At 52.9% G+C, this 13,341-nt stretch carries 15 protein-coding genes; 3 read left to right on the top strand and 12 right to left on the bottom strand.

Annotation, left to right across the window (positions count from 1 at the left end; genetic code table 11):
* Positions 1–25: 25 nt before the first annotated feature.
* Genes ccmI through ccmA form a run of 9 tightly spaced genes read right to left on the bottom strand, consistent with a single transcriptional unit; the run spans position 26 to position 7,180 of the window.
* A complete protein-coding gene (gene ccmI, locus REH51_RS12800; RefSeq protein WP_009722212.1) occupies positions 26–1,273 on the bottom strand; it encodes a c-type cytochrome biogenesis protein CcmI in 1,248 nt (415 codons plus the stop codon).
* Positions 1,270–1,740 (bottom strand): cytochrome c-type biogenesis protein, encoded by a 471-nt coding sequence (locus REH51_RS12795; protein WP_009722211.1) that lies wholly within the window; start codon positions 1,738–1,740, stop codon positions 1,270–1,272. The genes ccmI and REH51_RS12795 overlap by 4 nt, the downstream gene beginning before the upstream one ends.
* Complete coding sequence (locus REH51_RS12790) at positions 1,731–2,258, bottom strand: DsbE family thiol:disulfide interchange protein (RefSeq protein ID WP_009722210.1); 528 nt, start codon at positions 2,256–2,258, stop codon at positions 1,731–1,733. The genes REH51_RS12795 and REH51_RS12790 overlap by 10 nt, the downstream gene beginning before the upstream one ends.
* Positions 2,255–4,273, bottom strand: a complete 2,019-nt coding sequence (locus REH51_RS12785) for a heme lyase CcmF/NrfE family subunit (RefSeq protein WP_498935966.1) — start codon at positions 4,271–4,273, stop codon at positions 2,255–2,257. The genes REH51_RS12790 and REH51_RS12785 overlap by 4 nt, the downstream gene beginning before the upstream one ends.
* Before the next feature lie 52 nt (positions 4,274–4,325).
* A complete protein-coding gene (gene ccmE / locus REH51_RS12780; RefSeq protein ID WP_009722208.1) occupies positions 4,326–4,835 on the bottom strand; it encodes a cytochrome c maturation protein CcmE in 510 nt (169 codons plus the stop codon).
* Positions 4,825–5,058 carry a heme exporter protein CcmD gene (ccmD, locus tag REH51_RS12775; protein WP_009722207.1) on the bottom strand — a complete coding sequence of 78 codons (234 nt, stop codon included), beginning with the start codon at positions 5,056–5,058 and terminating at the stop codon, positions 4,825–4,827. Before ccmD ends, ccmE begins: the two co-directional genes overlap by 11 nt.
* Entirely contained in the window at positions 5,058–5,798 is a 741-nt protein-coding gene (locus REH51_RS12770) for a heme ABC transporter permease (RefSeq protein WP_009722206.1), read from the bottom strand. The genes ccmD and REH51_RS12770 overlap by 1 nt, the downstream gene beginning before the upstream one ends.
* Positions 5,799–5,812: 14 nt before the next feature.
* The gene (gene ccmB / locus REH51_RS12765) at positions 5,813–6,511 is read right to left on the bottom strand and encodes a heme exporter protein CcmB (RefSeq protein WP_498937754.1); all 699 of its coding nucleotides are present in this window, start codon (positions 6,509–6,511) and stop codon (positions 5,813–5,815) included.
* A gap of 48 nt (positions 6,512–6,559) precedes the next feature.
* Positions 6,560–7,180, bottom strand: coding sequence for a cytochrome c biogenesis heme-transporting ATPase CcmA (gene ccmA / locus REH51_RS12760; protein WP_009722204.1), 621 nt, complete (start codon positions 7,178–7,180; stop codon positions 6,560–6,562).
* Between the two features lie 260 nt (positions 7,181–7,440).
* Between ccmA and REH51_RS12755 the strand changes: the two genes are divergently transcribed.
* Positions 7,441–7,851 carry a LexA family protein gene (locus REH51_RS12755; RefSeq protein WP_009722203.1) on the top strand — a complete coding sequence of 137 codons (411 nt, stop codon included), beginning with the start codon at positions 7,441–7,443 and terminating at the stop codon, positions 7,849–7,851.
* Positions 7,852–7,880: 29 nt separating this feature from the next.
* Complete coding sequence (locus REH51_RS12750; RefSeq protein ID WP_009722202.1) at positions 7,881–8,504, top strand: IMPACT family protein; 624 nt, start codon at positions 7,881–7,883, stop codon at positions 8,502–8,504.
* Positions 8,505–8,624: 120 nt separating this feature from the next.
* On the opposite strand, the gene REH51_RS12745 is transcribed toward REH51_RS12750, so the two are convergent.
* From REH51_RS12745 to REH51_RS12735, 3 genes are all read right to left on the bottom strand, one after another.
* On the bottom strand, positions 8,625–9,947 hold the full coding sequence (locus REH51_RS12745) for a sodium ion-translocating decarboxylase subunit beta (protein WP_009722201.1): 1,323 nt from the start codon (positions 9,945–9,947) through the stop codon (positions 8,625–8,627).
* Between the two features lie 12 nt (positions 9,948–9,959).
* Positions 9,960–11,777 carry a sodium-extruding oxaloacetate decarboxylase subunit alpha gene (oadA, locus tag REH51_RS12740; protein WP_498935964.1) on the bottom strand — a complete coding sequence of 606 codons (1,818 nt, stop codon included), beginning with the start codon at positions 11,775–11,777 and terminating at the stop codon, positions 9,960–9,962.
* 93 nt (positions 11,778–11,870) lie between these two features.
* On the bottom strand, positions 11,871–12,128 hold the full coding sequence (locus tag REH51_RS12735; protein WP_009722199.1) for an OadG family protein: 258 nt from the start codon (positions 12,126–12,128) through the stop codon (positions 11,871–11,873).
* Positions 12,129–12,255: 127 nt separating this feature from the next.
* On the opposite strand from REH51_RS12735, the gene REH51_RS12730 reads away from it, so the two are divergent.
* Complete coding sequence (locus REH51_RS12730; protein ID WP_498935962.1) at positions 12,256–13,254, top strand: tRNA dihydrouridine synthase; 999 nt, start codon at positions 12,256–12,258, stop codon at positions 13,252–13,254.
* Positions 13,255–13,341 lie beyond the last annotated feature (87 nt).

Raw genomic sequence — 13,341 nt, 5'->3', positions numbered from 1 at the left:
TTCGCAGCGGTTGTTTGCGTGGACGTTATTCAAAAACGCGGTCAATAACAACATTTGCCGCATCATCCTCACTAATCGTTCCAACGCTAACGCTCTCCAGATCACCAAAGAGATCGCCTGGCTGAGGGGTTGCCTGACCAGATTGAGAAACACGAACGACTAAGCGTGTTTCACGTACCTGTGAGATTTGCGCTTGAGGTGACATGGCTGCGGTGTCATCCAGTACGACTGTCATGGGAAGCTCTGACACCTGGGCACGAATAACAGCGAGCGGCGGCAACTCGCCCTCCATGTCGCGGGCGGTAATAAACACGCTAGCATCGTCGCTTACATTATCCATCAGCGCTTCGTCTAATGAGACGGTCACACGCACGCCTTGGCTTTGGGCGGTTTCAACCGCCGCTGTTTCTGGCGCTATACCTAAACGCTCTTGAGCAACGCGAATGCCTTCACGTAAAGAGGATGCCGTATCGGGATCTTCGATGTTTGCAACAGCGCGACGCCAGCGATCTACCGCCGTTTCATAATCACCATTATCAAACGCATGAATACCCAGCAAGCCAAGCACCGTGGGCTGGCGTGGATCTTGCGCTAGCGTCTCGTCCACTAACGACTGTACCTCGGGGGTCAGTTCGCGCCCTGCCATAAAAAATCGCAGTTGAGCAAGCTGGGCGAGCAGCGGAGGAATACGCCCTTCAATAGCAATCAACCGCTCTAACGCATCAGCTGCTTTGTCGGCCTGACCGGTTTCACGGTAAAGCGGAAACAGCGAACTCCATACATTGGGATTATTCGGTTGACGCATGGCTTCTGCTTCCATGCGCTCTAAATACATGGCCAGTGAGCCATCGGGGTCGTTTTGCACTTCTTGCTGAATAGCGTAAAGCGTTAAATCGCCTTCTGCGCCGTTTTGCTGATACCAAAATGTACTCGCTCCCACCACAGCCACCATAACCAAGGGAACAGCAAGCCTGCCTGCCGTCGCCGTCTTTAAGGGGCGCTTAGTACGGGTGGCAGTGTCTTCTAATAGGCTACGCTCTAACTCTAGGCGGTCTTCTTTAAACCGCTCTTCATCCATATCGCCACGTTCGTAAGCAGCTTCTAGCGAAGCCAAACGGCGCTTAAAAATTGCCACGTTTTGCTCATCAGCAGTATCGTTTGCTTCAAAGTGATCTAGTTGGTCACGCAGCGTTCGGGCACCGCGCATCGGCGCTATCATTAACCAAAGCGCGGGCAGTAATAGTAAAGCAATCGCAATCCACAGCGGTGTCATGAAGACCTCTCGCGGTTAATCAGGGCATCCAGGCGGGCACGCTCTTCGGCGCTAAGCGCCTTCGCTGAGGCATTACGCCGAGCGCGAACCATCATCACGACGACAATCACGCCGAGCAGCACTAACCCTATCGGTAATCCCCACAACAGGTAAGTACGGTTTTCTAAGCGCGGGTTATAAAGAATGTACTCTCCAAACCGCTGCACCATGTGGTTAACAATCTCGATATCCGATTGACCATCCTTTAGCAACTGATAAACGCGCTCACGCATATCACCGGAAATTGGCGCATCAGAATCATCAATTGCTTGGTTCTCACACAGAGGGCAGCGCATTGAAGCAGTCAGGTCGCGATAGCGCTGCTCCATAACAGGATCGTCAAACTCTCGTATCTCGATACCAGCAGCCAACGCGCTGCTGGTCAGTGCCAGCAGCGCGACGGTAAGCATTAAGCGTATTAGCGCCATTTTTCCACCTCCGGCAAAATGCGTTCACGAACGTCTTCCGGTGACACGTAGCCTTTGTGGTGGTAGCGAATGACGCCGTCAGCATCAACCAGGAAGGTTTCCGGCGCGCCGTAAACCCCCAAATCAAAGCCAAGGCTACCGTCGGGATCAAAGATATTCACTTCAAAGGGATCACCAAACTCACTCAAAAATTCCAGCCCTTTTTCGCGAGTATCTCGATAGTTAATGCCGACCATGCGAATTCCCTGATCAGCCAATTCCAGCAGCTGCGGCATTTCCTGCTTACAGGCAGGGCACCACTCGCCCCATACATTCACCAGGGTGACGTCACCAGTTAACAATGCTTGATCAACTTGGCGGTTTTCATCGCGCAGTGTTGTGGCTTCAAACGCAGGAAACTGTCTGGCCATTAACGCAGAGTCACGGTGCGAGGGGTCGCGCCCTAGCCCCTGATACAGAAATAGTGCGATCCCCAAAAAGCCAATGGGCAGCAGTAAAAGCAACAGGCGACGTGTCATACCGTAGCTTCCTTAGACATTCCAGACTCAGGCGTTGCAGAGGCTGCGTTAGCAGGCGCTTTGCGCGATACGACACGGCGGTATCGCTTATCGACTATCGCCAGAATGCCACCGAAGGCCATCAGCACCCCGCAAAGCCATAGCCAGCGTACAAACGGTTTGTATTGAACACGCATCGCATAGCTACCGTCGCCTAAATCTTCCCCCATGGCTACATAAAGGTCACGGAACAGCCCTGGGCGAAGCGCCACCTGGGTCATTGGCATACCCGTCGCAAGATAGAGACGTTTTTCTGGACGCATCACAAAGCTACGCCCAGAGTCGCCGCGCTGTACCTGAATGATGGACGTGTCTGCCAGGAAGTTGGGGCCTCGGCGATTTGTCAGCTCAGTCATGGTGAACTGATAACCGGCCACTTCAACAGTCGTGCCCGGTGACATCCGCACGTTGCGCTCGATGTTGTAATTGGAAACAACCGCCACACCGACGATGGTGACCGCAATTCCCACATGACCAAGCACCATGCCCCAGTACGCTAGCGACAGCTTACGCAGCCCGGCCATAAAGGAGCTGGCATGGCGGGGTTTGTCGAATAGATCGCGCACGATAGGCAGCACGATCCAGAGTGCCGAAATAATCCCCAAGGACACCCACAAATCCCATTCGCCGCCATATAGCAAAGGCATCGCACCGCCTAGCACTAGCGCAGCAGCGCCGGATAGCCAGAGCTTACGCCACAGCTCACTGGCATTCATACTTTTCCAGCGGGCAATGGGGCCAAGCCCCATAAACATGCACATGAGTACCGTTAACGGCACAAAAAGCGCATTAAAGTAAGGAGGCCCAACACTGATTTTGCCTAGCCCAAGAGAGTCCAAAATTAGCGGATAGACCGTCCCTAACAGCACGGTGACCGTCATAATGACCAGTAGAATATTATTGACCAACAACAATGAGTCACGGGATAACCAATTAAACCCGACTTTATGGCTCACACGAGGGGCGCGCAGTGCAAATACCAGCAGTGACAACGTCACAGTAATTGCCAGCAGCATCAAGATAAAGAAGCCGCGAGAAGGGTCATTAGCAAACGCGTGCACTGAAGTTAGTACACCAGAGCGCACTAGGAACGTGCCCATTAGTGACAGCGAGAAGGTTGAAATAGCCAGCAGCACCGTCCAGCTTTTAAAAGAGCCGCGCTTTTCTGTGACCGCCAACGAGTGCACCAGCGCCGTTCCTGTTAACCAGGGCAGCAATGAGGCGTTTTCGACCGGGTCCCAGAACCACCAACCGCCCCAGCCAAGCTCGTAATAAGCCCACCAACTACCAAGTGCAATGCCTACGGTAAGAAATGCCCAGGCCACATTAGTCCAGGGGCGCGCCCAGCGGGTCCAGGCAGCGTCTAAACGCCCACCCAGCAGTGCGGCAATCGCAAATGCAAATACCACTGAGAAACCCACATACCCCATGTAGAGCATGGGAGGATGTACAACCAACCCGAAGTCCTGCAGCAGCGGATTAAGATCGGCCCCGTCTTGAGGCATGTTCGGCAATAGTCGCTCGAATGGGTTGGAAGTCATCAAGATAAACAGCAGGAAGCCAACGCAGACCATTCCCATGATGCCTTGCACACGTGCCACCATGTCGCGAGGCAAATCGCCGGAGAACACTGAAGCGGCATAACCCCAGCCAGCCAACATCAAGCTCCACAGCAATACCGACCCTTCATGGTTTCCCCATACGGCACTAAACTTGTAGTACCAGGGCAGCAGTGAGTTTGAATTATTGGCGACATTCGCCACGCTGAAGTCGTCCAGCATGTAACTGGCCGTTAGGCACAAATAGGCAATGGCAACAAAGAAGAACTGCCCTGTTGCCATAGGCTTGCCATAAGCCATCCATAACGGGCGACGAGTAGCTGCACCTGCGAGCGGCATCACAGCTTGAATCACGGCCATCAACAGGGCAATGACCAGAGCAAAGTGGCCGATTTCAGGAATCATTTTGATGAACATGAGCGCTCCAAATTAGCATTGGGCATAACCGTCTGTTTGACACGATAAGACATTAATAATCGCTTGCTTTGGGGGTGCCTTCCTGCTCCAAACGCTTACCCACTTCGGCCGCTTTTGCCTGAAAATCTGCCGGAGAGTAACCTGCTTCTTCCAATGCTTGCGCCACCTCAGGCGGCATATAATTTTCATCGTGGCGAGCTAAGACTTTATCGGCATATAAGCGCCCATCTGCCTGTAGCTCACCTACTACGACCACGCCCTGCCCCTCACGGAAGAGGTCCGGCAGAATCCCGCTGTAATAGACGTTTAAGTCATCGACGTAATCCGTCACGGTAAATTCAACATCAAGGCTTTCGGGGTCTCGCGACACCGAGCCCTCTTTAACCATTCCACCCGCGCGAATCTGGCGCTCCATAGGCGCATCGCCCTGAGCAATTTGTACTGGGCTAAAAAATAAATTGATATTGGAGCGCAGCGCATAAAGGGTTAGCCCCACCGCTATCGCGGTTAATGAAACCAACCCTAAAATAACGAACAGCTTCTGTTTACGTTTAGGCGTCATTACGAACGTCCCTTTGAGCAGAGTTAACCGGTACTTGCGCGGACTGGGAGTGAGCGTTTTGGCGGCGCACGCGGCGCTTTACGCCTTTCAGAAGTTGGCTGCGCTCTTGGCGCGCATGCCAAACTATTACCAGCATCAACAACGCAGTAATGCCCCAAGCAGCCCAAACATAGAGCCAGTGACCACCCATGGCAAAAAATTCATTGAGCGAGGAAAAAGCCATTATCTCACCTCCTCTACTAACTCTTGCACCCAGCGCTTATTGGTTTCACGACGCAGTATCTCGCTGCGTGTACGCATCAGGGTCAACGCAATAAAAAAGCAGTAGAAACCCAGCACCATAATGAGCAGTGGTGCCCACATTTCCATGGGCATTGCCGAGCGTCCGGTAATCGTAAACGAGGCAGGCTGGTGCAGGGTATACCACCAGTCCACTGAATATTTGATGATCGGAATATTAATCACGCCCACCATCGCTAGCACTGATGCTGCTCGGGAGCCGCTATCGCGGCTATTGAAAGCGCCGCGTAGTGCAATGACACCTAAATACAAAAACAGCAAAATCAGCATGGACGTTAAGCGCGCGTCCCACATCCACCAAGTTCCCCAGGTAGGAACTCCCCATACCGCGCCTGAAAAAAGCGCTACAAAGGTCATAACAGCGCCCAAGGGTGCCATCACTGTAGCTGCCATATCGGCTACTTTGATTTTCCAGACCATGAATACCAAGCCTGAAATCGCCATCGATACAAAAATGGATTGCGCTAAAAAAGCGGCAGGAACGTGGACATAGATAATGCGAAAGCTATTGCCCTGTTGGTAGTCCGCGGGAGCAAATGCCAGCCCCCAGACGGTTCCCACCAGCAGCAAGAGCACCGCCGCTGCCCAGAACCAGGGCTGCAGCTTGGCGCTAATCGAGTAGAACCACTTGGGTGATCTCAGTTTATTTATAAAGGCCCACATGGTGTTTTCGTCCTTTAACCGTTGATGCTGATGCGTAGCGATGCGGCGATAGCCCAGGGTGCTAGCATTAACGAAATCGCTAAAAGTGCGCCTAAAATAGCAAGATGTGCCGCGATACCATCGCCTAAAATGGCGGCTTGTACGGCGCCCGCGCCAAAAATAAGAACCGGAATATAGAGCGGCAACACCAGCAGGGACAGCAATACACCACCTCGAGCCAACCCGACGGTAAGCGCCGCGCCAATCGCACCAATCAAGCTGAGACTTGCGGTTCCCAATGCCAGCGAGATCGCTAAAACCACGTAACTACCAGCAGGAAGTGCCAACATGATACCTAAAATCGGCGCCATTAGTGCCAAAGGTAGTCCTGTCAGCAACCAGTGAACGGCAACTTTAGCAAGGCTAAGAGCCGCCAGCGGCTGAGGGGCTAGCAGTAGCTGCTCCCAACTGCCGTCGTCATAGTCACTCCGGAAAAGACTATCCAGAGAAAGCAGTGCCGCCAGCAACGCCGCCACCCACAACAGCCCAGGCGCTATTTCCGCTAGCAGCTGGGGATCAGGTGAAATACCGATCGGAAAGAGCGTTATCACCAAGGCAAAGAACACCAGTGGGTTAAGCACTTCACCACGACGGCGTAGCAAAAGCGTTAGATCTCGCTTAAAAGTGGCACTAATGGCAACCATGAGCCCACCAGAAGGCGCATGCATCGACATTTCTGGGATGCCGGTCGTGGCGTGTGAGCTTGGCAACGCTGTCTCCTTCTACCCCAGTTGAACGCGCCTAAGCACGGATGATGCGGTTAACTCATGATGTGTCGTCACTAATACACAGCCTCCCGCGTTGGCATGTGCAACAAGCTGCGCTTCTAATGCTGCCACTCCATGGCGGTCAATTGCTGTAAAAGGCTCATCCAGGACCCACAATGCCCGCTGGGTGAGCGTCAACCTAGCAAGGGCCACTCGCCGCTGCTGGCCTGCGGAAAGCTGGCCTGCAGGCACATCTTCAAAGCCGCTAAGCCCTACCTGCGCCAGTGCTTCTTCACGCTGATAATCATCTCCCTTTTCACCGCTAAGCGCTTGGTACCACGCCAGGTTTTCCAGCGGAGAAAGGCCTGCTTTTACGCCAGGGGCATGTCCTAAATAGAGTAGATTGGCGAGAAAATGTTCACGCACCTCGCGCATTGAGTCGCCATTCCAATAAATGTCGCCATGGTAGTCGCTCAATTGGCCTGAGAGAATTTTCAACAACGTGGTTTTGCCGCTCCCGTTAGGGCCTTCGATGCGGACAATTTCGCCACGCTGAATATCAAGGTCTAGCCCCTCAAACAGCCAGCGGTCATCGCGCTCACAGGCTAGCTGTCGGGCTTGCAGGCAGAGGCTCAATGATATCTCCAGGCACGTAGATTTTGCGTCGAACTCTACACGGAAAGCCCCTTTCCCGCCAGTCGCTCTCTGCGGTCTGGGGTCGCAGCACGACCCTACCAATCTTCGCTTAAGAACAATGAATAATGCACAACACTAGCACTGTATGCAAAAACAGGCCTATACTACGAACACTGTATGAAAAAACACTACCGATTATAAACACAGCAATCTGCTCAATTACACGCCTAGGGAGCGGGCGCTGCATTGGAGAAAACAGCATGACGATGACAATGCCAACACCCTTGAACGTAACTCAACAAGCGCCGCTTCAAGCACCGCCTCAAACGACACCGAATACCGGTCGCCCTGTTTATTCGGCACCTCGTGTAACGCGGCGCAACACCTATGCGCTTCGCGTGCGCGGCAACAGAATGCGCGAATGCAATCTATTTGATGGCGATGTCATTATTATTCGCCGTTATCAGCAAGGTAGCCATCAAGAAACCGCTATCGCGACGATTAATCAGCGAGAGGTTGCGCTAAAACAACTTTCTATTAGCCGGCTTGGCGTTCACTTATGGCCTGAAGATACAGCGATGCCTGCTGTTTTCCTGCATAATTGTGATATTCAGGTGCTGGGAATGGTCATGGGCGTAGAACATGGCGCCAGTAACACTCGGCACCATTAATTCGCCGCTCATCCGTTAGGGAGTATCGATTGCGTTACCGAGTCCCAGACTTAGCACCCGCCGCATGGCATACCGCTGAAATTGAGGTTGAAAAAAGTCGCTTCCTCACTTGGATATGTCATGCACCCAACACTGCGGACTACCATGCATTGCTGCAGGCAGCTAAGAGCGCTCACCCCAATGCAAGCCATCACTGCACTGCCTTTATTGCAGGCCCTCCCGGAGAGCAAACGCACATAGGTTTCTCTGATGATGGCGAACCCGGTGGCACCGCAGGTAGGCCCATGTATCAAGCCTTGCTCGGTAGTCAGATGGGGGAAATAGGCTGCGTGGTGATTCGCTACTTTGGCGGCACCAAGCTGGGCACTGGCGGACTTGCCCGGGCTTACGCCCAGTCAGTTAACGCTGGGATTGAAACATTACCCACGCGAGAAGTCGTCGAACGAGATAATTACCTGCTTCGCGTTAACTTTGCCCATGAGGCAGTAGCGCGTGCCTGGTGTGACGAGCAGAAAATCCCCGTCCAACAAGCCGATTATGATGGCGGTGGCGTATGCCTCACGATTGGCTGGCCAAGGGATGACACCCTAAACCTCACCACGCTTGAAAACCGGCTAAAAACTGCCCTCGATATTCAAAAAGTGGCACCGTAATAAAGTCATCAATATACCCTACAAAAAAACGCGACTTACGCGAGCAATTGCTCGGTAAGCCGCGTTTTAGACGCTAACCATTACATAGCGATAGCTGCGCAATAGCACTACTAGCGTGTATTAGCCTAAATATTTAATCATCACACCCGCCGCGACAGCAGAACCAATAACCCCTGCCACATTGGGGCCCATGGCATGCATCAGCAGGAAGTTATGCGGGTTCGACTCCAAGCCAACCTTATTAGCCACTCGCGCGGCCATCGGCACCGCCGAAACACCAGCAGCACCAATCAGCGGGTTAATCGGCATTTTGCTGACTAGGTTCATCAGCTTGGCCATCAATACGCCTGCAGCCGTGCCAATACCGAACGCCACAATACCCAGGCCTAAGATGCCCAGCGTCTCAAACGTCAGAAAGCTTTCTGCCATCAGCTTTGAGCCTACCGATAGCCCTAGGATAATCGTCACGATATTGATCAGCGCGTTTTGCGCAGTATCCGATAAGCGCTCAACCACACCACACTCACGCATCAAATTACCAAAGCAGAACATCCCTAACAGAGGCGCTGCATCAGGCAAGAAAAGTGCGACCAGAATCAACAACACTAGCGGGAAAACAACCTTTTCCAGCTTGGATACCGGCCGCAGCTGCGTCATCTTAATTTGACGCTCTTTTTGAGTGGTCAGCAGGCGCATGATCGGCGGCTGAATCAGTGGTACAAGCGCCATGTAGGCGTACGCCGCCACTGCAATAGCGCCAAGCAATTCAGGGGCTAACACGCTCGATACGTAAATAGACGTCGGGCCGTCAGCACCACCGATAATACCAATTGCCGCAGCCTGATTAAGGGAAAAGTCCATCACCCCTATCGACGACAGTGCAACAGCACCAAACAGCGTGGCAAAAATACCAAACTGAGCAGCCGCCCCTAAAAAGAGCGTGCGCGGGTTAGCCAATAATGGGCCGAAGTCGGTCATTGCCCCCACGCCCATAAAGATAATCAGCGGGGCAATGCCGGAGGCAATCGCTACGTTATAGAAGCTATAAAGCATGCCATCGCCATAACCAACGTTCATGGCGATATCCTTCGCTGCGCGCAACTGATCTGGGGCAGCAGCATCGTGGGCAATCGCTTTTAGCGACTCCCGCCAGGCTTCCACACCGCTTAATGGATCAAGGGTGGCGCCCAGTACGGAGGCTATCTGTTGAAGTACCGCGGGTTTTGCTACTTCAATCGCCTGATCAAGCGCTGAAATTGCCAAGCCCGCCTCAGGAATATTGGCAAGAATACCGCCAAACCCAATCGGCACCAGCAGCAGCGGCTCAAACTTCTTGTAGATGGCAAGGTAAAGCAGCCCCAGCCCTACCAAAATCATGACCGCCTGACCAAGTTCGAGGTTATAAAGCCCCGAGCCTTCCCATAAGGTGATTAACTTATCCATTCCCGAATGCCCTTAAAGCTCGATCAGCGAATCGCCGACGGTGACGCTGTCACCCTCGCTGACGTTAACTTTCGATACGGTACCGGCACTGCTGGCGCGCACTTCGGTTTCCATTTTCATGGCTTTCAAAATTATCACCACATCGCCTTCCGCTACTTGGTCGCCTGGGCGCACATTGACCTTGAAGATATTGCCCGCCAGTGGCGCATCAATACTGTCGCCGCTGCTTTCGACCTCGGCGCTGGGCGCTGGCTCTTTTGAGGCACCCGCGGCCTGCTCTTTCACCTCACCGATGTCGCCTCCTTCTGAGACTTCCACCACAAACGCTTTTCCGTTGAGTTTAACGGTGTAGGTTTCCGGGCCACTCGAGACCACAGGCGCTTTACTTTCGGCTTTTGCCGGTACATTAGCGCTTTTCGTCTCAGCCGCTTGGGGGACGGGCTCAAAGGCATCCGGGTTGTCACGGTTTTTCAGGAATTTCAGACCAATTTGCGGGAACAGCGCATACGTTAGTACGTCGTCTATCTCCTGTTCGCCCTCAGCAATACGAATACTGTCTGCACTGGCCTTCTCTTTAAGCTCGGTAGCGAGCCTATCCATTTCTGGCGATAGGTTATCTGCTGGGCGGCAGGTGATCGGTTCACCGCCTTCGAGCACGCGTTTTTGCAGCTCTGCGTTAAATGGCGCAGGCGCAGAGCCGTATTCACCTTTTAATAGTGCCTGAACTTCTTTGGAGATGGACTTGTAGCGCTCGCCCATCATGACGTTCATCACTGCCTGAGTACCAACAATCTGGGAAGTTGGCGTCACCAGCGGAATAAAGCCAAGGTCCTCACGTACGCGAGGAATTTCACTCAACACGTCGTCGAGTTTATCACCGGCACCCTGTTCTTTTAGCTGGCCTTCCATGTTGGTGAGCATGCCGCCAGGCACCTGAGCGATCAGAATACGTGAATCAATGCCACGCAACGAACCTTCGAACGCCGCATACTTTTTGCGCACTTCACGGAAATAACTGGCGATATCTTCCAGCAATTCCAGGTCAAGACCGGTATCGCGGTCGGTATCTTTGAGCATGGCCACGACAGATTCGGTCGGGCTATGGCCGTAAGTCATGGACATGGAAGAAATCGCGGTATCGACATTATCGACCCCCGCTTCGACGGCTTTCAAAATTGTCGAGGTCGACAAACCGGTAGTGGCATGACAATGCAGGTGAACGGGAATAGACAGTTCTTTTTTCAGCCGCGAGACAAGATCATAGGCGATATAAGGCGTCAGGAGCCCCGCCATATCCTTGATAGCCAGCGAGTCTGCCCCCATTGCGGCAATGGTTTTAGCGAGCTCTACCCAGCTATCCAGGGTATGTACCGGGCTAACCGTATAGGAAATAGTGCCTTGTGCATGTCCACCTACTTGGCGAACCGCTTTGATGGCACGCTCAAGATTGCGCGGGTCGTTCATCGCGTCAAATACGCGGAACACATCAACCCCATTGGTCTTGGCGCGTTCAACAAACTTATCAACCACGTCATCGGCGTAGTGGCGATAGCCTAATAAGTTTTGGCCACGCAACAACATCGCTTGAGGTGTATTCGGCATAGCCTCTTTTAATGCCCGAATACGCTCCCAAGGGTCTTCACCCAAATAGCGAATGCACGAATCAAACGTTGCCCCACCCCAGGTCTCTAATGACCAATAGCCGACGTTGTCGAGTTTTTCGGCAATCGGCAGCATGTCATCAAGACGCATACGAGTGGCAAACAGCGATTGATGGGCATCGCGAAGAACAACATCAGTGATCCCCAGAGGACGTTTTGTTTCATTCATGGTCGTGGCTCACAGTTTTTACGTTATGGATTTGTAGTAAATTTAACAAAAAAATTATTAATGGAGCGGTAGGATAGCTACAAAACTAGGGTCTTATTTACGGCGCGAAGAACGATAACGATGCACTGCAGCACTAATCACTGCCATGACTTCATCATCCTGGCCTTTCGGTGCAGGTGATTTTGCGTTATTTCGACCGTTCGGCGCTGCTACAGGGGCAGGCTGAAAACGGCCAATCAATTTCGACATCAGCGTAACGCTAATTACCAAAATCGTAAGAAAAACAAACACAAAACCCATACCTAACCCCATAAGGGAAAGCCCTTCTTGGAGCAACTCTGACTCTTGCATACCGCATTCTCCCTCTTTCAAATGCTTATCGGCACACCAACGGCCTCTAAAGGCGCTTGGCGCAGTGAGGCTAATACACTAACCTGCCATATCCAGGATAGATTGCAATCGCGCCATAGTGGAAGTCATGGTTGTTAATTTACTACATAAAGGCAGGATAGGCCTAGCGCCTATGGAAGGGGTCATCGACGCCTTAACGCGTGACCTACTGACTCAGCAGGCAGGGTTTGACTGGGCAGTGACAGAATTTGTCAGGGTGGTTGACGCACGCCTCCCTCCTCGCGTGTTCTATAAACATTGCCCCGAGCTGACAGCAGGTCGCGTCGCCACTCCTAGCGGTGTTCCCGTGCATTTACAGCTTCTGGGATCAGCCCCCGAGGCGCTAGCCAGCAATGCGCAACAAGCGCTCTCGCTGGGCGCTATCAGCATTGATCTTAACTTTGGCTGCCCAGCCAAACTGGTCACCCGCCATGATGGTGGCGCATCACTACTGCGTCGGCCTGAACGCGTCTATCGCGCCGTGAAAGCGGTCGCCGAGGCCGTAGACGGCGTAATCCCAGTGACAGCTAAAATCCGCCTTGGCTTTTCTGATCGTCGCTTAGCAGTGGCCTGCGCCCAGGCCACAGAAGCTGGCGGTGCTGCACAGCTAGTCGTCCACGGACGTACGCGAGATGAAGGTTATCGCCCGCCTGCGCACTGGGAGTGGATTGGCAAAGTTCGCCACCACGTGTCGATGCCTGTCGTTGCAAACGGTGATATTTGGACTCTAGAGGACTACTGGAAGGCTCGCACCCTCTCAGGCTGCCAGGATGTCATGCTTGGCCGTAGCGCCCTCTCAGACCCATGGCTTGCAGCTCGTATACGCCACTGGCAGCGTACAGGTGAGCGCCTACCTGATACCACCTGGGCAATGCGCGCCAGCGTGCTAAAACAATACGCTGATTTACAGCGGCAGCACTTACCAGAGCGGGTGGTGGTGTCACTAGTCAAACAGTGGCTGGCACAAATGCGTCAAGGCAATGCCGAAGCGAACCAACACTTTCAGCGCCTAAAACGCCTTACGGATCTTGATACGCTACTAAACAACCTGACCCCCAACGCACCTCTTTACTGCGAACCTGCGTAAGCAAATCGTTTTTACCGCACCAGATAAAACTAAAAATCTATATCAAAAACCCACATCAAAAATATAGATCAAAAAAAAGCGCCCTAC

Source organism: Halomonas bluephagenesis (genome assembly GCF_054790765.1).
Note: the sequence above shows the minus strand (reverse complement) of the source record. Positions and strands in the feature narration are given on the sequence as shown.